This is a genomic window from Janthinobacterium breve, from assembly GCF_051380895.1.
GTDB lineage: Bacteria > Pseudomonadota > Gammaproteobacteria > Burkholderiales > Burkholderiaceae_D > Janthinobacterium.
In genome coordinates, this window is sequence record NZ_JBNYXY010000002.1 from 502053 (window position 1) to 522170 (window position 20118).

20 protein-coding genes are annotated in these 20118 nt (G+C 60.4%); 5 read left to right on the top strand and 15 right to left on the bottom strand.

The window, feature by feature from the left end:
• Window positions 1-72: 72 nt before the first annotated feature.
• Window positions 73-714, bottom strand: a complete 642-nt coding sequence (locus ACQ4W0_RS05060) for a hypothetical protein (protein WP_436575767.1) — start codon at window positions 712-714, stop codon at window positions 73-75.
• 124 nt (window positions 715-838) lie between these two features.
• Here ACQ4W0_RS05060 and ACQ4W0_RS05065 point away from each other — a divergent pair, with 124 nt between their 5' ends.
• Complete coding sequence (locus ACQ4W0_RS05065) at window positions 839-1204, top strand: helix-turn-helix domain-containing protein (RefSeq protein WP_436575768.1); 366 nt, start codon at window positions 839-841, stop codon at window positions 1202-1204.
• Between the two features lie 190 nt (window positions 1205-1394).
• Here the strand turns inward: ACQ4W0_RS05065 and ACQ4W0_RS05070 are convergent, their stop codons facing one another.
• Complete coding sequence (locus ACQ4W0_RS05070) at window positions 1395-1676, bottom strand: hypothetical protein (protein ID WP_436575769.1); 282 nt, start codon at window positions 1674-1676, stop codon at window positions 1395-1397.
• Window positions 1677-1884: 208 nt separating this feature from the next.
• Here ACQ4W0_RS05070 and ACQ4W0_RS05075 point away from each other — a divergent pair, with 208 nt between their 5' ends.
• Together ACQ4W0_RS05075 and ACQ4W0_RS05080 are read left to right on the top strand one after the other, a co-directional pair.
• Window positions 1885-2127 (top strand): hypothetical protein, encoded by a 243-nt coding sequence (locus ACQ4W0_RS05075; RefSeq protein WP_436575770.1) that lies wholly within the window; start codon window positions 1885-1887, stop codon window positions 2125-2127.
• Window positions 2128-2190: 63 nt separating this feature from the next.
• Entirely contained in the window at window positions 2191-2502 is a 312-nt protein-coding gene (locus ACQ4W0_RS05080; RefSeq protein WP_436575771.1) for a hypothetical protein, read from the top strand.
• A 115-nt stretch (window positions 2503-2617) separates the two neighbouring features.
• On the opposite strand, the gene ACQ4W0_RS05085 is transcribed toward ACQ4W0_RS05080, so the two are convergent.
• Window positions 2618-3475: a hypothetical protein gene (locus tag ACQ4W0_RS05085; RefSeq protein ID WP_436575772.1), complete on the bottom strand. Its 858-nt coding sequence runs from the start codon at window positions 3473-3475 to the stop codon at window positions 2618-2620.
• 1548 nt (window positions 3476-5023) lie between these two features.
• Complete coding sequence (locus ACQ4W0_RS05090) at window positions 5024-5542, bottom strand: helix-turn-helix transcriptional regulator (protein WP_436575773.1); 519 nt, start codon at window positions 5540-5542, stop codon at window positions 5024-5026.
• Between the two features lie 315 nt (window positions 5543-5857).
• Between ACQ4W0_RS05090 and ACQ4W0_RS05095 the strand changes: the two genes are divergently transcribed.
• The gene (locus ACQ4W0_RS05095) at window positions 5858-7252 is read left to right on the top strand and encodes a GntP family permease (RefSeq protein ID WP_436575774.1); all 1395 of its coding nucleotides are present in this window, start codon (window positions 5858-5860) and stop codon (window positions 7250-7252) included.
• A 1-nt stretch (window position 7253) separates the two neighbouring features.
• Here the strand turns inward: ACQ4W0_RS05095 and ACQ4W0_RS05100 are convergent, their stop codons facing one another.
• From ACQ4W0_RS05100 to ACQ4W0_RS05115, 4 genes are all read right to left on the bottom strand, one after another.
• The gene (locus tag ACQ4W0_RS05100; RefSeq protein ID WP_436575775.1) at window positions 7254-8657 is read right to left on the bottom strand and encodes a sodium:solute symporter family protein; all 1404 of its coding nucleotides are present in this window, start codon (window positions 8655-8657) and stop codon (window positions 7254-7256) included.
• A gap of 131 nt (window positions 8658-8788) precedes the next feature.
• Window positions 8789-9592, bottom strand: coding sequence for a 3-oxoadipate enol-lactonase (pcaD, locus tag ACQ4W0_RS05105; RefSeq protein WP_436575776.1), 804 nt, complete (start codon window positions 9590-9592; stop codon window positions 8789-8791).
• Window positions 9593-9603: 11 nt separating this feature from the next.
• Window positions 9604-9894 (bottom strand): muconolactone Delta-isomerase, encoded by a 291-nt coding sequence (gene catC / locus ACQ4W0_RS05110; protein WP_436575777.1) that lies wholly within the window; start codon window positions 9892-9894, stop codon window positions 9604-9606.
• A 19-nt stretch (window positions 9895-9913) separates the two neighbouring features.
• Window positions 9914-11023 carry a muconate/chloromuconate family cycloisomerase gene (locus tag ACQ4W0_RS05115; RefSeq protein WP_436575778.1) on the bottom strand — a complete coding sequence of 370 codons (1110 nt, stop codon included), beginning with the start codon at window positions 11021-11023 and terminating at the stop codon, window positions 9914-9916.
• A gap of 102 nt (window positions 11024-11125) precedes the next feature.
• Here ACQ4W0_RS05115 and ACQ4W0_RS05120 point away from each other — a divergent pair, with 102 nt between their 5' ends.
• Window positions 11126-12043: a LysR family transcriptional regulator gene (locus ACQ4W0_RS05120; RefSeq protein WP_436575779.1), complete on the top strand. Its 918-nt coding sequence runs from the start codon at window positions 11126-11128 to the stop codon at window positions 12041-12043.
• On the opposite strand, the gene ACQ4W0_RS05125 is transcribed toward ACQ4W0_RS05120, so the two are convergent.
• From ACQ4W0_RS05125 to ACQ4W0_RS05155, 7 genes are all read right to left on the bottom strand, one after another.
• Complete coding sequence (locus ACQ4W0_RS05125; RefSeq protein ID WP_436575780.1) at window positions 12044-12430, bottom strand: hypothetical protein; 387 nt, start codon at window positions 12428-12430, stop codon at window positions 12044-12046.
• Between the two features lie 57 nt (window positions 12431-12487).
• Window positions 12488-13837 carry a PepSY-associated TM helix domain-containing protein gene (locus tag ACQ4W0_RS05130; protein WP_436575781.1) on the bottom strand — a complete coding sequence of 450 codons (1350 nt, stop codon included), beginning with the start codon at window positions 13835-13837 and terminating at the stop codon, window positions 12488-12490.
• An 8-nt stretch (window positions 13838-13845) separates the two neighbouring features.
• The gene (locus ACQ4W0_RS05135) at window positions 13846-15957 is read right to left on the bottom strand and encodes a TonB-dependent receptor family protein (RefSeq protein ID WP_436575782.1); all 2112 of its coding nucleotides are present in this window, start codon (window positions 15955-15957) and stop codon (window positions 13846-13848) included.
• Window positions 15958-16034: 77 nt separating this feature from the next.
• On the bottom strand, window positions 16035-16433 hold the full coding sequence (locus tag ACQ4W0_RS05140) for a DUF2946 domain-containing protein (protein WP_436575783.1): 399 nt from the start codon (window positions 16431-16433) through the stop codon (window positions 16035-16037).
• 47 nt (window positions 16434-16480) lie between these two features.
• The gene (locus ACQ4W0_RS05145; protein ID WP_436575784.1) at window positions 16481-17077 is read right to left on the bottom strand and encodes a PqiC family protein; all 597 of its coding nucleotides are present in this window, start codon (window positions 17075-17077) and stop codon (window positions 16481-16483) included.
• Window positions 17074-18705: a PqiB family protein gene (locus tag ACQ4W0_RS05150; RefSeq protein ID WP_436506820.1), complete on the bottom strand. Its 1632-nt coding sequence runs from the start codon at window positions 18703-18705 to the stop codon at window positions 17074-17076. Before ACQ4W0_RS05150 ends, ACQ4W0_RS05145 begins: the two co-directional genes overlap by 4 nt.
• Window positions 18698-19990 carry a paraquat-inducible protein A gene (locus ACQ4W0_RS05155; protein ID WP_436575785.1) on the bottom strand — a complete coding sequence of 431 codons (1293 nt, stop codon included), beginning with the start codon at window positions 19988-19990 and terminating at the stop codon, window positions 18698-18700. Before ACQ4W0_RS05155 ends, ACQ4W0_RS05150 begins: the two co-directional genes overlap by 8 nt.
• Between the last annotated feature and the right edge of the window lie 128 nt (window positions 19991-20118).

Consider the following 20118-nt stretch of genomic DNA (forward strand, 5'->3'; position numbering starts at 1 on the left):
AGAGCAACGCCAATGCTTTGTTTTTCGGATGGGGCTTTGTCGTTGCCATGGCAATTTTCGCTGTGGTATTTTTTAGCAGCCGTCGGCCTTCCACTCCCATTTTCCGGTTAGCGGGTCATGGCAATAAGGGGCTTGGAAGCGGACCGTGCATCCGTTCTCGAATGTCCTGGTGCAGTCACCGTTATTGCACTGATACGTCGAACGCACCGTCTGGCCGGGCGGCGGCCCGCAGGCTTTCGTCGGCGCAGAATTGCGCGCGGTTTGCTTCGGGTATCCCGCATCGTCCCACCAGTGGGTAATTCCGGTTTTTTGGCATTCAACATACTTGTGCTCCTCGCATTGTTGATAGGCCCGGTCTACCGCATCCTGCTCGCTGTCATAGCCAGTGCTCATCGAACATCCCGTTTTGCCACAAACAATTGCGCCCGCTCCGGGTCCTTTTTGTCTATGCCACACCTTGCAATTTGTCGCTGATTTCGACAGGCCGGCATCCTTTGCTGCCGTTCGACATCCGTTCAACGCTGTGGAGTCTGCAATTTTCTGGGTAGCGAAGTTCCATCCCGCATAAGTAGTAATAACGGAATGCCGCTCCTCCCAGGCAATAGCTGAATAAGCGTGGCTAACGCCGGGAAGTAGCAGGCATGCGAGCAGCCCAAGAAAGACAGGAAACTCCCTCATGAATTTTTTCATTCTTACAGCCATCATCGCGTCCATTCCTGATGCCAAGGCACTAACAGTTTACGTAAAACAATATTTTACATCAATTTTAATATCGTTTTATGTCATTTCAATAAATTGGTGACCATCCGACCATGCTGCATTTTCGTGAGAAAGCCACATGCCAAGGAAACCCAAGGCCGCCAGCGGGAGCACCCTCGGCATTCGGATAGGCCGCAACATCAAAATCGCCAGGCTCGCCCTTGGACTCACACAGGCAGAATTGGCCGAATCCCTCGACCTGGAAAATGTCACCGTGTCGCGCATTGAGACCGGCGCCCAGCTACCCTCCATTGACCGTTTGGATGAGGTTGCAAGGGTCTTGAAAGTCTCCCTTACCGCCCTTCTGGCCGACACGGACAAAGACAGTGCAATAACGCATATGCTGGTCGAAGTAATAAAAGACCTTCCAGCACGTGAAAAAAAGTTTGTGTATGAATTTGCTGCATCGTATGCAGCGCACTGGAATGCCAGCAAGAAGAAATAATTGGCACCAGCTGCACGTATAATCCCCCGACTACCGAACTGTGCTCAAGCAAGACAGTTCGGTGCAGCCTACGCTCGCCTACAAGACGTAGGCCGGCAGCCCCACTGCAGGCTGGTTCTCAGAAGGCTTGAACCCGCAGCTCCCAACTGAGCTATCAATCGTCGAATCCCGTGCCGGTTGATGAGAAGCCTTAGTCAAACATAGACCCCGTGTCGAACATAGACACGGACTCCCAATGGTCGGACATCGACGCACTGTCGTCATGATGATTTAAATCGAATCCGAACGAATTTCCCATCATATCAAAACCTCCAATCCCCCCGGTCATCGGAAGGCCGGTTGCCGGGTTGACCATGAAGTCATCGGATGATGAAAAGTCGTTCGTTTCGCTTGCGCCTGCCGACCCCGCATCGGAATCAAAAGTGCCAGCTGGAGCAAACAGCAGGTCGTAGAGGTGCGCCAGAAATTTCATCTGTTTTCCTTTTTTTTATTATCGGATTTAAAATTCTAGCAGCATTTTTTTAAATAGATATGCCTATTTTTTAATCAAATAAAAAGAACGAGTTCTTTTTAGTCGAAATATTTTTTAAAGCCACCAAAAAAACATCACATCCAAAAATCTGTCGCTATACGTGTTAACAGCGATAAATCCTGTCAACCGGAATATAAGGACATACGATATGATTAGTACCAAGGATATGTTTGAATTCACTAAATCGGGCCGAGTCATCGCGTTCATCCAGGCAAAAAGTAAGAAACAGGCGCGGCGCCGTACTCAGCTCGTCAGCCACTTGGTCCGTATTCCTCAAGGCTGCAAAGTGAGGGTCGTCGAGAAAGGCACCCTCTGCAGGGCACCGATTTTCTTCGAGAAACATTTACGCGCTTTGGAGGATGCCATCGAGGACGCGTTGGCTGAAGCATAGCGCTGCAGCTGACCTTCTTCTCCGAGCAACAAATACACCGGCTAAAAACATTGAGGAAAAAGTATGAAGCCCATCGACATCGGTGATATCGTTGAAAAGCTTCTGGACCTGCGTATCTACAGCCCAGAATTAGCCAAGCGAATGGAGCATGAAAAAGAACTACCGGAAGATGAGCCTATTCCGTTCTTAATTGAAAAAATCGAAACGTCGTTCGCGGCATGCGAACACGTTACTGGGAGAAATAAATCGATTGCTTTTTCTGAGCTAACGGCATGGCTGATTATCAGTTATCAGTTTTACCTGATGCGCCTTGCGCGGGAAGACAATCCGTGGATGTTTACGTTTCCCAACTCGGAGCTTCACACCCATCACTGATTAAATCCGGAACTAGAATTAGTAGAACCACGGTGCATCAAGACGAAAAATATTAGGCCAGATTATCTTCTTTTCACGGCGGATTCCTTTGCAGGGTTTCCGCCATTTTCCCAATTTATGCGTTTCGTACCAGGTCGCCAACAGTTTTCGGGGTATCGCCATAGACAGCAATTCGCACCATCTTCGGCAGATGATGGCTCATGATTTCCTTTACAGTACGAAGCTCACCAGCATTGCTATCGTGGCGCGAGCACTCAGCAGAATGCTGTCCTTGCCATTTCTTTTTCACGCGGCCCCAGTGCGAATCAGCATGTCGATGAAGGTCAATAACTTGATTTCGAACTCCGGAAAACAAGGGGCGTGACCGCTGACAAATCAGTATGCCAAGGATGCCCCATGGGCGCCCGCCATGAGCTCCCTCCACGCCATACTCGAAGTTCACTGCGGCCTGTTCAATGGACGCTTTGGTCTCGTTAAACGCCATGTCGCTGAGCTTCCAGGTCCACGTCGAGACGTCCTTGAACACCAGTTTTTCCTTGCCGGTCTTTTTGTCCGGAAGGTGACGCGGGGACTTCTTGTGCGCGTAATGCAGGACATAATCGGTGAACGTAATGTGCCCACCGGCGGCCATGGCGTTCTTCGCCACATGCGCGTCAGGCGTGGCCGGGTCGTTCAATCCGCCCTTCCCGTCATCGGACAATAGCCACCAGGCGACCAGGCCATTTGCCAGCGGATATGCGATGAAATGTATCGCCGCGAGGCCTCTGGTGCGGTCGTATGCACGGCCGCGAGCAGTGCGTGTTACCGGGTATCGGATTGCCATTTTGGCGACGAGGCCACCCAGCTTTGACGCGCTAATTGCGCCGCCGCACCACCAATAATGGCGGCGGAATACCAGCAGTTGCAAGAGCTGCATCAGGACAGTTTTGTTGCGAGGAACTTTGATTTGAAGTGCGGCGTCGGCTACTCTCATGGTGCGTCTCCGGGTCGTTTATTTTTGTTGGGGATGCAGCGTATAGGTACCGTGCCAAGAGGCCCCGGAGGGGCCGTGCACAGGCGCTCTATTGTTAGCAGAAACTGAACCCATTTCGCGATTTTTCCCAGCGACCGATTCGACTCTCCGAGACTGGTTGCTATACGCTTGCGAAGGTCAAGATTTGACTTTGCATCGCACTGAACCAACGGCGCGCCAACGCCAGCACTACCGAACATAGTTTCACCATGCTCGCAGTGCTGAACCGGTCGCCAAACCGTTCAGCACTGCATCGTCAACATTTCATCCGGCGTGAACCAGGTTAGCCACCTGGTGCCACAGCGCGTTGTGCGTCTAAAGTGGGCGCCCGCAACGTGTCGGAAGGGGCCGCGAGTTCAATCCCGTCCTAACGGACGACTAATTCTCGCGGTCTACTTCATAAAATGTGCCGCTTCGGTGTAGGCGGCAGAACAAACTGGTGCACACTTCCTGACACAAAAGTTGTGCGCGAGCCCGTGCGATTGGAACACAGACATTGATTCGTTCAATGGGGCGCAAGCCTGTGACCACCGACCTTGTCCGTCGGTGCGAGCTCTCGATATGCGAAATAACAGTAGAGCCTGTTCGTCGGCGTGCCACCTGCTCTCAGGAGAGAGCAGACGCACGACGGAAAGCCCACACGTAGTCAGACGGGGTGAGCCGAGGCGCGCAAGCGTCGTAGGCCACGGGCATACACGAAACCGACCTGAATCGGCGTAGGGGTATGCACAGCAGCACGAGATGAACCGGGTCGCGCCGGGAAGTCTTTTGCGTTGTCTGGAGCAAAAGCGTGTAATTGCCCGCGAGGGCATTGGGAAGATAAGAACCAGCTAGGGCCTGCAGTGCCTGGAATTCTTGGAATTGAACTGAGAGGATTGCGATGAGTAGCCGCCTGCTTAATGGGGTCGGGGCGGTGAAATCCGGAGGTGCGCCGGAAAGCAATACAGTTCGAGAGAGACTGGTGGTCTGTCTGAAAAGCTTTGCGTATCTAACCAACACAAAATGGTCCGCGGTGCGGGGGATTTTTGGCTCCTCGCAAACCAAGGGCTATAAGCCGATTGCTGTCGTAGCGCCTAAATTTCGGCGCCTAAGGGCGGGGGTCATTCCCCGGACAAGAAGTATCCCTGAGTATGCAATCGAGTGGCCGGCGAAAGCCGTGTCGGATAAAAAATTGACGAACGTTGTGAAACCAGCGCCCCGTGGAACGGGCCTTGGGGGACGGATGCCTTGGCGGGCATCCACCGACTTTTGTGTCGGCTGTACACGCGAATTCAGGTTGGCGCCTGAATGAGCGATGCCGGAATGCAAATTGGCTGGAAAGTGCTGGCGCAAGTCAGCGGCTCAACCAGCGGCAAGGATAGAGAAGTTCGAACCTGGTGGCCAAGAGGATTCCCTCTGGCTTACCGACTGATGTTAAAGACCGCCGGCTTCATTGCTGGCGGTCTTCCCATTTTTGAGCTTCTGCCCAGAAAAATTGAGCGTCGGTTCGACGCACGGTCCAGCAGCACTTTAATCACTCGATTCAGAGAGCACCATACGAGCAGCTTGCTTTGCCTTCATCCGCGAAACCGGGTCATTGCTTTTTCCACTTGAGTTCAGACGTCCCGTTACTTTTACTTCCAGGGCTTCGTCGTCGGTGCTGCCAACGGACTGGTCGCTGCGATGACCATCAGTTCCGCCGCCGCGCAGCGCGCTATCAAGCCATGAATAGAAGACATCAGGATGCCAAAAGACGCGCCCCGCTAATAATGTAGGAGTAGGAATCCCGCCGGATTTAACAAGGTTCTCGATAGTACGGGTTGTGCAGTCAAGCACAGCTGCAACTGCTTCTTTGGTCATTGGTACGAAAGGTGTGGTCATTTGATGGCGTCCATGTAATGAATTACATGGATAGCTATCGAGGTTTATACGCCGCCGAAAAACCTGAAAAATATGCAGAAAACGCGCTGCACTCGACTTGTTGTTGCGCTTACGGATAATCAAAAATAAACTTGTATTCGACCATACCACCATCAAAATCTGTGTCAAATCTGTGTCATTTGGCACAGATTCGCATCTTCGCGAAGCTAACAGAAGCTGACCGAATCTGAATATAACTTGTTGATTTTAAAAGGATGATGTACAGTAGCCATACCCGTCTTAAAGGCGAAAAAGCTTCGAAAATGTCGTTCGGGACGCAGAGGCCGGAGGTTCGAATCCTCTCACCCCGACCAGCCCCTTCCGCTTGGCCCGGTCGGCATCGACTGCTGACACCTTGACCTGTGCGTTGGTGCATTGCTGGGAAGTATGATATTAATTGAGCAATTGGTATCCTGTACACTTCTCGCGCAAGGGCCCGGTCTTATGTCTTTCCTGATAGTTCTGGCCGCACTGGCCTTCCTCATGCTGGCCGCCTACCGCGGCTACAGCGTGATCCTGTTTGCCCCTGTCGCCGCACTGGGTGCCGTGCTGCTTACCGATCCGTCCGCCGTGCCTGCCGTCTTCAGCGGCATCTTCATGGAAAAAATGGTGGGCTTCATCAAGCTGTATTTCCCCGTCTTTTTGCTCGGTGCCGTGTTCGGCAAGCTGATCGAGTTGTCCGGCTTTTCCCAGTCCATCGTCGTGGCGGCCATCCGCTACATCGGCAGTTCGCGCGCGAATGCCGTCATCGTTGCCGTGTGCGCGGCCCTGACTTACGGCGGCGTGTCGCTGTTCGTGGTGGTGTTCGCCGTGTATCCGTTCGCGGCCGAACTCTACCGCCAGAGCAATATCCCCAAGCGGCTGATGCCGGGCGCCATCGCCCTGGGCGCGTTTTCCTTCACCATGGATACCCTGCCCGGCACGCCGCAAATCCAGAACATCATTCCCACCACCTTTTTCAACACGACCGGCTGGGCCGCGCCGTGGCTGGGCACGATAGGCGCAGTACTGACGGTGATCATGGGACTGGCCTTCCTGGAATGGCGCCGCCGTTCCGTCATGGCGACGGGTGAAGGTTATGGAGTGGAAGCGGAACAGGCCAAGACCGGCGGTGGCGACCTGCCCCATCCGCTGCTGTCGGTGGCACCTTTGGTGCTGGTGGGCGTGGCCAACTTTGCGCTGACCAAGCTGATTCCCCACTGGTATGGCGCCAGTTACGTACTCACCGCCGACGCCCTGCCCGGCTTGCACGCGCCCGTGTCGACATCGATAGCCTCCGTCACCGGCATCTGGGCCGTGGAAGGCGCCTTGTTGCTGGGAATTTTGCTCGTCTGCGTGACGGCCTTCGGGCGCATCCGCGCCTCCTTTGCCGAAGGCACCAAGGCAGCCGTGGGCGGTGCGCTGCTGGCGGCCATGAATACGGCGTCCGAGTATGGCTTTGGCGGCGTCATCGCCGCCCTGCCCGGTTTTCTTGCCGTCAGCAACACCTTGCGCAGCGTGCCCGATCCCCTCGTCAACGCAGCCGTGTCCGTGACGACGCTGGCCGGCATTACCGGCTCGGCGTCAGGCGGCATGAGCATCGCGCTGGCGGCCATGTCGGACAGTTTCATTCAAGCTGCGCAGCAAGCGCACATTCCGCTGGAAGTCATGCACCGCGTGGTGGCCATGGCCAGCGGCGGCATGGACACCCTGCCGCACAATGGCGCCGTGATCACCCTGCTGGCGGTCACGGGCCTCACGCACCGCCAGTCCTACCGCGACATTTTCGGCATCACCGTCATCAAGACGGTGGCCGTGTTCCTCGTCATTGCCATCTATTACATGACGGGTCTGGTATGACCTAAAGCTGCGATGACGATGCCGGTTTCGCCAAAGCTTGCGCCGGCTTGAACAAATGGCTGATGCCCATCGTCAATAGCGGACCGGCCAGCGCCAGATAGGAGCTGTCCACGCCATACGGATTGCCCGCCAGGAACCAGCCGATGGTGGCGATCACCGAGACGATCACGCCGACAAAGGCGCCACGCGGCGTGCCGAATTTCGGCGCATAGAAGGCCATCAGCACCAGCACGGCCAGGGTGGCGCGCAGGGCCTTGCCCAGGAAGGCGATCATCAGCAGTTTTTCCGCATACAGCGCCAGCACCAGCGGCAGCAAGCCGGCGACGACGATGGCGATGCGCAGGAACATCAGCGATTTCGCGTCGTTCTTCGCCTTGTTATACCAGGGATCATAAAAATCCTTCATGGCAAGGGTGGCCGATGCCAGCGTAGTGGCGGAAATACCGCCGAACAGGGCGCCGGCCAGGCCCACGATCATGATGCTGGCGGAAAACGCCGGCATGTGGGCAATCAGGGTCGGGAAGGCGTCGATCGACTTCATGCCCGGATACAGCACGGCGCTGCACATGCCGATCAGGGCCGCCATCAGGCCGAACGGGATCATCAGCGAGGACACGTAATAACAGGCGCGCTTGGCCACGGCCGGGTTGTCCGTGCTGACCAGGGCCTGGATCACGTATTGCGTGGCGAAGATGGAACCGATGCCGCCGATCATCCAGGCGATGATCTGGCCCCAGCCGATCTCGACCCAGTTGAACATCTTGGCCGGCAGTTGCGCCTGCAGCGCGCCGATGCCGCCGGACGCTTCCAGCGCATACGCCAGCGCCAGGATCACGCCCAGGTATTTGACGATGGAGTGGGCGAAATTGGTGTACACGACCGAGCGCATGCCGCCCAGGCTGACATAGATCACGGTAATGGCGCCCACCAGCAGGATGGCCACGGTTTTATTGATGTGCAGCACGGCCGCCAGCACGGCGCCGCCGCTCGCGTACAGGGCCACGGCAACGATACCCAGCGCGACGATGGTGAGGATGGACGCCGCATAGCGCACGGGCTCGCCATACGTCTGCGCCAGGATGCCGGAAATCGTCGACTGCCCGCTTTCCTTGTATTTTTTGACCAGCACGATGGCCAGCAGCAAGAAGCCCAGCGACAGCGCCACCAGGTTCCAGGCGGCGGAAATGCCCAGCTCATAGCCTTTTTGCGCCGTGCCGATACTCACGGAGCTGCCGATGAATTCGGACAGCAGCAGTGCGCCGATCAGGTAGGCGGGATAGTTGCGCCCACCCGCCGTCATGCCCTCGGCGCTGTTGGCGTGCTTGCGCACGCTATAAGTAATGTACGACATGAGGGCAAAATAGCCCACCGTGACCGCAGCGATGATGATTAATCTGTTTTCCATTCGTCTACTCCAAGTCTGCTTTTCTTATTATTATTTTTCAAGAAAGCTTCCCCTGCCGCATGCCGGATCTATCGGTGGCAGTGCTCAGAGGAAAGTCAAATTCCTGCTGTACCGATACGGTACAGCAGGCCTCACACTAAGAAAGTCCGCAACTGCTCTGTAAACAAGTCCGCCGCCTCGATATTCGAGATATGCGAGGCGGGCAGGCTTGTCAGACGGGCGCCAGCAATCTGCTGCTGCAGCCAGCGCCCGTCGTCGATGGTGGTCACGGGATCGTGCTCGCCCGCGATGATCAGGGTCGGCACGGCTATCGCACCGACGCAGGTGTGCAAGTCCGCCTGCGCCAGCACTTCACAGCAGGCCGCGTAGCCGCCGGCATCCTGATCGCGCAAGGCGTCGACCAGGCGCGCCACCGCATCCGCTTCGCGCGCGATAAACTGCGGCGTGAACCAGCGCGCGGCGGCGCCCTCGGCCACTGCGGCCATGCCGTCACGACGCACTTGCTCCGCCCGTAGCTGCCACGGCGCGGCGCCACCGATGCGCGCCGCCGTATTCGCCAGCACAAGCTTCGTCAGGCGCTGCGGTTGGTGTATGCCCAGCCACTGGCCCGTCAAGCCACCCATGGAAATGCCGCAGAAGGCGGCACGGGCGATATCGAGGTGGTCGAGCAGCGCCACCACGTCCTGCCCCAGCCGCTCGATGCCGAACGGCGCGAGGCCGCTGGCCGACTGGCCATGGCCGCGCGTATCGTAGCGCACGACAAAAAAATCGCCGGCCAGCGCGGCCGCTTGCGCATCCCACATGGACAAGTCCGTGCCGAGGGAATTCGACAGGACCAGGCAGGGCTTGGCACGGTCGCCATCCGTGCGGTAATGCACGCGGATACCGTCCACCTGGCACGTTTTCCCGACAGTGTCGTTGCCTGTATGCGTCATTGCATCTCTCCTCAGGAGTCGTCGTCGCGCACCGACGAGGGATGGCGGCACAGCGGCATCACGTCGACCTGCATGTAGGGGAACAAAGGAAGCGAGGTCAGTAAATTATGCAGCTCGTCCACGCTGTCCACGTCAAAGACGCTGACGTTGGCGTACTGCCCGGCGATGCGCCACAGGTGGCGCCATTTGCCCTCGTGCTGCAGGCGCTGGGCCAGTTCCTTTTCCGTCTGTTTCAGCTGCGCCGCCTGCTCGGCGGGCATCGTCGACGGCAGGTTCACGTTCATGCGTACATGGAATAACATGGTTTCTCCTTTGGCTTTCTTATTGACGCTGCATGGCGCGCAGCTTGTCCGTATCGATCTCCACGCCCAGGCCCGGCCCCGTCGGCACTTGCAGCATGAAGTCGCGGTACACGAGCGGCTCGCGCAAGACTTCCTGCGTCAGCAGCAGAGGGCCGAACAGTTCCGTACCCCAGGCCAGTTCGGCAAAGGTGGAGCAGACGTGGGCCGTGGCGGCCGTGCCGATGCCGCCTTCGAGCATGGTGCCGCCGTACAGGCCCACGCCAGCCAGGCGCGCCACGGTGGCCACTTCCAGCGCGGGCAGCAAGCCGCCCGACTGGGTGATTTTCACCGCATACACGTCGGCCGCATCGGCCTGGGCCAGCGCCAGCGCGTCGGCGGGGCCATGCAATGCTTCGTCGGCCATGATGGCCACGTCGAAGCGTTGCTTCAGGCGCGCCAGCGCGGCGCGGTTGCCCGCTTTGACGGGCTGCTCGATCAGGTCGATGCCGCCCGCTTCCAGCGCTCCGATGCCGCGCACGGCGTCCATCTCGCTCCAGGCCTGGTTGACATCGACGCGCACGCTGGCACGTTCGCCCAGCGCCCGCTTGATCTCCAGCACGTGGGCCACGTCGTCCATCACGTCGCGCAGGCCAATCTTCAGCTTGAAGATGCGGTGGCGACGCAAGTCCAGCATTTTTTCCGCTTCGGCGATATCGCGCACGGTATCGCCGCTGGCCAGCACCCAGGCCACGGGCAACGCATCGCGCACGCGGCCACCCAGCAGTTCCGACAACGGCACGTTCAGGCGGCGCGCCTGTGCATCGAGCAGCGCCGTTTCAATCGCGCACTTGGCGAAACGGTTACCCTGGATGACCTTGCGTACCATGGCCATCGCCTTGGCGACCTGGCTCGCTTCCATGCCGACCAGCAGGGGTGCGATATAAGTATCGATATTGGTCTTGATGCTTTCCGGGCTTTCGCCGCCATAGCTCAAGCCGCCGATGGTAGTCGCTTCGCCCCAGCCAGTGATGCCGTCGGTGCAGCGCAGCCGTACCAGCACCAGGGTTTGCGTATTCATGGTGGCGACGGACATCCGGTGCGGGCGGATGGTTGGTACATCGACCAGGTAGGTCTCGATATTTTGAATCATATTTATTCCGTATAATTCCGTGGAGTGGTGACACCATATGCCCCGAATGTGCCCACGTCCAACACCGAGTTGGTATCAAACCTATACCTGAAAGGTATGAAGATGGAATTACGCCACTTGCGCTACTTCGTTGCGGTCGCAGAGGAAAGGAACTTCACTCGGGCCGCCGCGCGCCTGCATATCGCGCAGCCACCGCTCAGCCGGCAGATGCAGCAACTGGAAGAAACGCTGGGCGTGGCGCTGATCGAAAAAGGCTCGCGTCCCCTGCGGCTGACGGAAGCGGGCGAGTTTTTCCTCGCCCATGCGCGCCCGCTGCTCGACCAGGTGCGCGACCTGAAGGCGATGACGCAGCGCGTGGGCAAGCTGGAACGCACCCTGTCGATCGGCTTCGTCGCCTCGACCCTGTATGGGGAATTGCCCGACATCGTGCACCGCTACTGCGAACGCCATCCCGAGGTCGACGTGACGCTGCATGAAATGACGACGGTGCAGCAGCTCAAGGCCCTGAAGGAAGGCCGCATCGACGTGGGTTTCGGGCGCCTGAAAAGTGAAGATCCCAGCATCCGCCGCATTCTGCTACGCGAAGAGCGGCTGGTGGTGGCCCTGCCGCCCGGCCACCGGCTGGCCAAGGGCGAAGGGGGATTGCGCCTGACTGACCTGATCCACGAAACCCTGCTCGTGTATCCGAAAGCGCCCCGCCCCAGCTTTGCCGACCAGGTGCTGGCCATGTTCAGCGATGGCAATGTCACGCCCGGCCCCGTCACGGAAGTGCGCGAACTGCAGATTTCCATGGGACTGGTGGCGGCCGGCCAGGGCATTTCCATCGTGCCCGAAAGCGTGCAGGCCATGCATCACAGGAACGTGGTGTACCGCAAGCTGGACGACAAGCATGCGTTCTCGCCCATTTTATTCAGCATGCGGCATATGGACCGCTCGCCGGAACTGGACAACCTCCTCGCCGCCGTGTATTCGATCTACGATGAACACGGCATTGCGCATGTCAAGGAAAGCCTGCAATAGCTAGAGGGAGGCGTCGGCCAGCAATGCGGGACGCAGCGCGCGGATGCGCAGCTCCGTAAAATAGCCGCCCGCTTCGTTGTAGCGCAGATAGTGGCGGCCGCAGTTCAGGCAGCGCGCCACCTGGCTCAGGTTGGCGGGATAGTAGCGCGGCGCGATGGGCGCATCGACGCTTTCATAGCGCGTGCCATGCGGGTGGAATTCGGCAAACGTCGGTTCCTCGTACGGATCTTCGCGCAGGGTGCCGATTTCTTCGAAGCGGTCCAGCTCCAGCGAAGTGGGCAGACGCTGCCAGGCGTCCAACGGCACCGTGCAGCAGCTGCATTTTTTTGTCACCAGCGCCGATGTGGCGGCCAGTGCGGACAAGGCGGGAAAGTCGACGAATACCATGGTTTAGCCATTGCAAAGGGGCGGCCCATGGCAACGAGCCTGGCCGCGCCCCTTATTCTAGCGCAGACGCATCCTGCCTATACGCGCACCCCATTTTGCCAGGACCAGCTCCAGCAGCATCAACATGCAGGCGGAAATGAGCAGCAATGGCATCAGCGCGCACATGGCGGCGGCAAGCAGCCAGGCCAGCGCGGAAGGCGAGGTCCAGGCGCCTGGCAGCAGCCGGGGCAAGCCCAGCGAACCTGGCAAGCGCCGCTTGAAAAACATCACCCAGCCCGATACCAGCGAGAACAGCACGCTGGCGCCGAACAGCAGTAACAGCGCCTGGTTCCACCAGCCGAATTCGCCCCGATGGAAGGGGATGCCGATGGCGGTGGCCTTGCCGAACGCCGTCTGCGCCTCCCAGCCCGCGTAATACAGGGGTTTGCCGCTGTAGGCATCGAATTGCAGGTCGAAGCGCAAGGTGGGCTGGCTGCGGTCGGCCATGGTGGCGCGCCACACATCGTCCTGGCTGGCCGGCGCCGTCAGCTGCACGGCAATCGCGGGCGCATGACTGCGCGCCACCTGCCACGCATCCTGCCAGTCGAGCGGAGCGCCCTTCTCGGTCGAATGCAGGCCGCGCGGCACGGGCGGCGGCGCCTGGCCGCTGACATCGCGCAGCGCGCGTATGCGCCCGCCCGCCTGCTGGCTCCACGTCAGCCCTGTCGCCAGGATGACCAAACTGATCACGCCGAGCGCCACGCCCAGGAAGGCATGCCACTGGCGCCAGCCATTCCGGCCCCGCGCACCCCGCTTCGGCAAGCCCGATTGGGCGCCGCGCGGCCACCACAGCACCACACCCGTCACCAGCATCACCATCAGCCAGCTGGCCGCCAGCTCGATCATCCAGCGCCAGCCATCGTTTTGCAGCAGGCGCGAATGCAGCTTTTTCGCCCAGTTGCCGAAGCGCTCCGCACCCGCCAGGCTGCCGAGCACGCGCGCATCATACGGATTCACGTAGACGATGATGGCTTGCGCGGGCAGGCCGAACCTCGGCCTGGGGGGCGTGGCCGGCGCGGCATGTCCGCCATGTCCCGCATGCTCGTCCACGCCGCCGCCGGGCGGCGCGAACGCCACCTGCACCGCGTCGTCCTGTTGAAACGGCGGCACCACGTGCTGCACTGTCCAGCCACGCGGTGCCGCCCGTTCCGCTGCCGCCACGGCGGCGTCCAGCGGCAGCATGGACGCTTGCGGCGTCACGTGATCCAGGTGCTGGTACAGACGTGCCTCGATCTGCGGCGTGAACACATACAGGATGCCCGTCAGGGTGGCCACCAGCGCAAACGGCGAGGCGATCAGCGCGGCCCAGAAGTGGATGCGCCAGTACAGGCTTTTACGTCGTGCGATGAGAAAAGTTGCGTCGTCCATGACCATCCTCACAGTGCGTTGAAGGTATAGCCCAGGCCCAGCATCACGCTGCGCGGCGCACCGGGCGTGTACTGATTCTGGCTGTTCGGCGCATAGCTGCCCACACCCGAATAACTGCTGCTGGCCGAATCGGCATAGCGTTTATCGGCCAGGTTACGCACCTGCGCCCACGCTTCCAGGCCCCGCGCAAGTTGGTAGCTGGCGCGCAGGTTCAGCAGCGCGTGGCCCTTGTACTCCACCGTGTTGGCATTGTTCATCCAGTAGCGGCCCTGGTGCACGGCTTCGAGCGCCACCCTGGCGCCGGCCACGGGCTTGTAGCCGATCTCGAACGAGGTGATGTCGCGCGGCGCCTGCGGCATGGTGCGTCCGCTGTAATCGAGGCTGGCGGACACCTGGTAGCGCAGGTAGCGGTGGCGCGCGATGGCCGTGGCGAAGCGCGCGTCGAACGGGCCGCTGTCGTAGTTCAGCCCAAGCTCCAGGCCTTCGCTGCGCGTGCGCCCCGCATTGCGATTTTCGCTGTTCCCCGGCGAGAGCGTATAGCTGACGATGGTATCGCGCCCGTCAAGACGGTACAGGGCCGTGTCGAGTTTCAAGCGGCCCTGCAGGAAGGCCCAGCGCAAGCCCAGTTCATAGTTGTTGTAGACGGACGGCTGCAGGTCGGCGATGCCCGTCTTGCCATACAGCTGGCTGACCTCGGGCGGGGTAAAGCCCTGGCTGACGTTCGCATACGCGCTGCCTGCATGACCGAGGGCGTAGGTGGCGCCCAGCTTCGGGCTGACGTGCGAAAAGCTGCGTGACTCGTCGGGTGCGCCGTAATTCACGCTGCCGCCCGGCGCCAGCTTGTTGTGGTAATCGTAGCGTATGGCATCCGAGCGTCCGCCCAGCACCAGGCGCGTGCCAGCCAGCGGAGAAAATTCCCATTGCGCGAAAACGGCCGTGTTCAGAATGTCCGTCTGGTAGTCGCGCACGCCCTGGGGATTGCTGGCATTGGCCAGCGTATAGCGCAAATAACGGCCCGTGGCGGCATCGCGCACGATGGACAGGTTGTCGCTGACAAAGGGATTGTCGCTCTTGTCCACGTACACGCCGGCGACCAGGCGCGAACGCAGCCAGGTGAATTCCTGCTGGTGTTTGAGGTCCAGCCCCAGCGAATCGACGTGGTTGTTATTGATGACGCCCTTGCACAGCATGCCCGCGCAACTGCCGATGGAATACGCGGGAATCTGCCCATGGTCATTCTTGCGCGTAAACACGGTGACGGTGCTCGTGCCATTGGCCGTCGTCGCGCCCTCCCACGCCAGATTCATGCGCGTGGTCTTGTCCTTGCGGTAAGTGAAAGTGTTTAGGCTCTTGCCCGGGGCATTGCGGTAATCGTCTTCAAACAGGCTGCCCGTCATGGCCGCATCGAGGTCCGTGTGGACGATGGTGGCGCGCAGCTGCGAGGTGGGACTGAGCGCATAGTCGGCGCGCAGCGAGAACGAATCCTTGTCGCCATAGCTGTACTCTTGCCAGTTGTCGCGCGACCGGCGCGAACTGTAATGGGAAAAGCGCAGTCCCAGCGGCCCCCAGGTATCGCTGGCGGAGGTGTCGTAGCGGGTGAAGCCACCCACGTTGTCGCGCCGCACGCCCACCTTGGCCGTCGGCGTGGCGCTGGCGCCGGCCGTCAGGAAATTGACGGCGCCGCCCACGGCATTGCTGCCGTACAGCGAGGAAGCAGCGCCCTTCACCACTTCCACGCCGCTGGCCCCCGCCATGTTCATTTCATTGAGCGAATTATGGTTGAAAACGCCCAACGGACGGATGGGGATGCCGTCTTCCAGGTACTGGTAGACGGCATTCGTGCCGATGGGCTGGCGGATGCTCATGCTGTGCTGCTCGTTGCCCAGGTCATTCCAGTACACGCCGGCGATGCGGTTGAGGATATCGCCCATGGTCTTGGGCTTGTCGCGTTCCAGCATGTTGGCATTGACGACGCCGATGGCCTGCGGCGTCTCGGACAGCCACGATTGCGCGCGTGAGCCGGAAACGACGACGGTGTCGATGGCGTGATCGGATTGCGCCTGCGCGCAGGGGTAGGCCAGGGTGATGGCCACGGCCAATACCAATAATTTCTTGTTCATGTGATTCTCGTTTAAGTGTGCGGATGCTGCCCGTCGCACTGGAAGGCGCGCAGGGCAAGCACTAAAAATGCAAAGACTTAAATGAGGGTGGGCGGCGCGCGCGATTGCGCGGTGGACCAGATGAAGAGCGGTGATGGCGACTGGTAGTACAGGGCCGGGAAAATGGCCGTGCCGCTGGCGACGGGCAGCGGCAGCATGGGACTGGGCGGCAAGCCCACGGAACCCGCATGCGTGGAACAGAAGGCGCAATGCTCCATCTGCATGGCCTTGCCGCCGGACTTGCCATCGGCGGCACCATCATCATCGACCTGGACGAAACGGATGCCGGCCACCGAGCAGATTTCGGCCCAGCCGGAACCGGACTCCTGCTTGGCGTTGGCGACGGCCTGGGAAATCGACGGCGCGAGCGCCGCCAGCAGGATCGCGAAACAGGCGATACAGGCGGCAAAGCGGCGCGTGAAAGAGGTCATTCCCATGGCCGCATTTTACCAGCGGCCGCCGGGACTGGGTAGCGGAAAGCGGCTCAGGCGGCCGGGCAGGCAGCGTTGCCGTTGTCAAAAGCACGCACCACGCCCGCCGCATCTGCAGCGATGCGGCCGACGGCGCGGCGGTGGCCCAGCACCAGTTCATCGTAGCCTGCGCCCACCTTTTCATTGGCTATCGTGCGGCAAGTGACCACCTTGTTGCTGGCCAGCTGGCGCACGCTCCACACGGCATCGATCAGCGCATACTGGCCCATCACGGACTCGAAGCGCTGCACATTGGTGCTGATGCGGTACACGGGCAGGTTGTCGGGGTGCGGCGTGCGGAACACATCGATGGCGCCCAGGTCGCTCGTCACGGCCGTCGACAGGGCCTGGCCGATCTCGCCGGCCAGCGGTCCCGCCCAGCGCTGCTGCTCCAGCAATTCGATGCGTCCCGATGGCGCCGTCACGACGAACTGGTTGCGGCTCACCTGCTGCGGCACACTGACGGCCAGCACCTCGACATAGTATTTGACGGGTTTGGCCGGCTGCGCGTCGGCGCCGCCACTGAGCGTATAGAAATGCTCGGGCTGTGGCGTGGAGCAGGCGCCCAGCAGGCTGGCTGCCATCAGTAGCGCAAAAATTGGCTTCCTCATTTTTTTTCATCTCCTTTTTTACCGCGGATCAGGGACTCTGGGTGGCGTTCCAGGTAATCCGACAGGGCATTGAGCGATTGCAGGGTTTGCGTCAGCTGCTGCAAGGCCTGGCGCACGTCAGACTGCAGCGGCGAATCCTTTTGCAGCACCTGTTCGGCCGTGCCGAAGGTCTGTTTTGCCGCCGTCAGGGTATCGCGCATTTCCGGCACCACCTGGCCATCGAGCTGCTTGAACAGGGTATTGGCCTGCTTGATGGTGGCGTTCAGGTTGTTGCCGATCTCCGCGTATGGCACCTGATCGAGCTTGCGGGCAATGCTGGCGATCTGCGTCTGCAATTCATCCAGGGTATTGGGCACGGTGGGCACTTCCAGCGGATACCTGTTCAAGTCCAGCGCCACCTTCGGCGCTTTCGGGAAGAAGTCCAGCGCGATATACAGCTGGCTGGTGAGCAGGTTGCCCGTGCGCAACTGGGCGCGCAAACCGCGGCTGACCATGCGTTCGAGCACCTGGTGGCCGGCCGATCCTTCCGCATCGTCGACGGCCGCCTTGAAGCGCATACCCAGGCGGGCAGGATACAGATTAACGGTGACGGGCATGCGGAAGTTCTTTTTCACGGGGTCGAATTCGATACCCACCGAGCGCACTTCGCCCAGCACGATGCCGCGGAAGTCCACCGTGGCGCCGGGCTGCAAGCCACGCAGGGACTGGTCGAAATAGAATACGGTGGTAATGGCCTCACCATCGGGCTCGCGCATGGCGCTGGCCTCGTCGGCCGCCAGCCGGTAAGTGGTGCCAGCCGGCGCCGGGTCTTCCGGCTTGCGGCCATTTTCCGCCTCGAAAGCGATACCGCCCACCAGCATGGCGGCCAGCGACTGCGTGTTCAGTTTGAAGCCGTTGGAATCGAGGCGCACATCGACGCCGCTGGCATGCCACCAGCGCGCATTCTTGCCGACAAACTGGTCATACGGCGCGTTCACGAACACCGACATGGTGATGCCGTTGCCATCCTTGTCCAGCGCGAAGCTGACCACCTTGCCCACCCGCAGGCGGTGGAAGAACAGGGGCGAACCCACATCGACGGAGCCGAGGCTGTCCGCATGCAGGGTGTACAGCTTGCCTTTCTGGTCGCCCGCCACAGCGGGCGGATTTTCCATGCCGACGAAGTTGTCCTTCTTCTGCTCCGACTTGCCCGTATCTACGCCGATGTAGGCGCCCGACAGCAAGGTGCCCAGGCCCGTCACGCCGCTGGCGCCGATTTGCGGGCGCACTACCCAGAAGCGCGAATCGGCGGTGGCGAAGCGCCGCGCTTCCTTGCTCATGTCGATCGTCACCAGCACCTTGGTCAAGTCGTCGCCGAGGGTGATGGCACGCACCTGGCCGATGTCGACATCCTTGTACTTGACCTTGGTCTTGCCCGGCTCCAGGCCTTCGGCGCTCTTGAAGCTGACCGTTACCGTGGGGCCCTGGTCGAGGATGGACTTGGCGGCCAGGCCGGCGCCGATCAGCGCGGCCAGCAGCGGAATGAGCCATACCAGCGATGGCAGCCAGCGGCTGCCCTGCTCCACATCGGGTTCCGGCAATGGACGGCCAACCGTTTCGGCAAGGTCGCCTGCTTCTTTGTCAGACATGCTGTTCTCCAATCACTGTATTGTTTCCGGTATTTGTCACCACCACGGGTTCTTCCTCTCCAGGCACCTGCCCGTCGACAGGGTCCCAGATCAGGCGCGGATCAAACTGCATCGCCGCCAGCATGGTCAGCACCACCACGGCGCCAAAGGCCAGCGCGCCGGGACCTGCCGTGATCACGGCCAGCGACTTGAAACGCACCAGCGCCACCGTCAGGGTCACGACAAAAATGTCGAGCATGGACCAGCGGCCGATGAATTCGACCATGCGGTACAAAATGGTGCGCTGGCGCGGCCGCCAGCGCGAACGCCGCTGCGCCGTGAATGCCAGCAGCGCCAGCACGCCCAGCTTGAGCATGGGCACGACCACGCTGGCGATGAAAATGATGATGGCCAGGCCCTTCGAGCCGCTGGTCCAGAACAGCACCACGCCGCTCATGATGGTGTCATTTTGCACACCAAACAGCGTGTACGTGACCATCACGGGCAGCAGGTTGGCGGGAATGTAGAGGATCATGGCGGCGATCAGCAAGGCCCAGGTGCGGTTGATGCTGTCCGGTTTGCGTATGTGCAGGGCCGTGCCGCAGCGCACGCACGCCAGGTGCTTGCCCTTGCCCAGAGGCGGCGCCACCAGGCCGCAGGCATGGCAAGGCAGCACCTTCTCGCCGGGCGCGAAGGCCTTGTAGCGGATGCCGGGCAGCGCTTGCCGTGTCAGGTCGTCACCCAGGTTCCACAGGGCCTTGGGATCGAACGAAACGACGATGGCCAGCATCAAGGTCAGCGCACCAAACGCGAACAGCCCCGGTTGCGGCAGCACCGTGGCCAGGCTGGTCATCTTGACGACGGTGATCAGGATGCCGATCATCAGCACCTCCGTCATGCCCCACTCGCGTGCCGTCTGCACGGCGCGCAGCACGCGGTTAAAGCCGGGGACCTTGACGCCGCCACGCAGGCCCAGCGCCACATACAGCAGGGAGCCCAGTTCGATGGCAGGGAAGAGAATGGTAAACAGGAAGACCATGGTCGCCACCACCTGCATCTGCTCGGACCACAGCACGCGAATGGAGCCGAGCAAGGTGGCGCTGGAGGTCAGTCCATTGACGTCGAGTTCGACGATGGGAAAAAACTGCGCGATCAGGAAGACCAGGGCGGCGCCCAGGGTCAGTGCCACCACCTTGTCCAAGGCAGCGGACGCGCCCCGGCCCGAGGCGGCCCGGTACAGCACCGAGCGGCAACGGATGCAGCGCGCCTTCTCGCGGGGACGCAGCGGACGTTTGCGGTACAGCACGCCGCAGTCATGACAGCTAATCAGGTCGTATCGGTGCACAGTGTGAAGTTTGCCGGCGCGCGAGCGCGACTATCTCATGTTAATGCCAGCCATCATGACAGAGTTGGCATTTTCCTGCACCTCAGCAC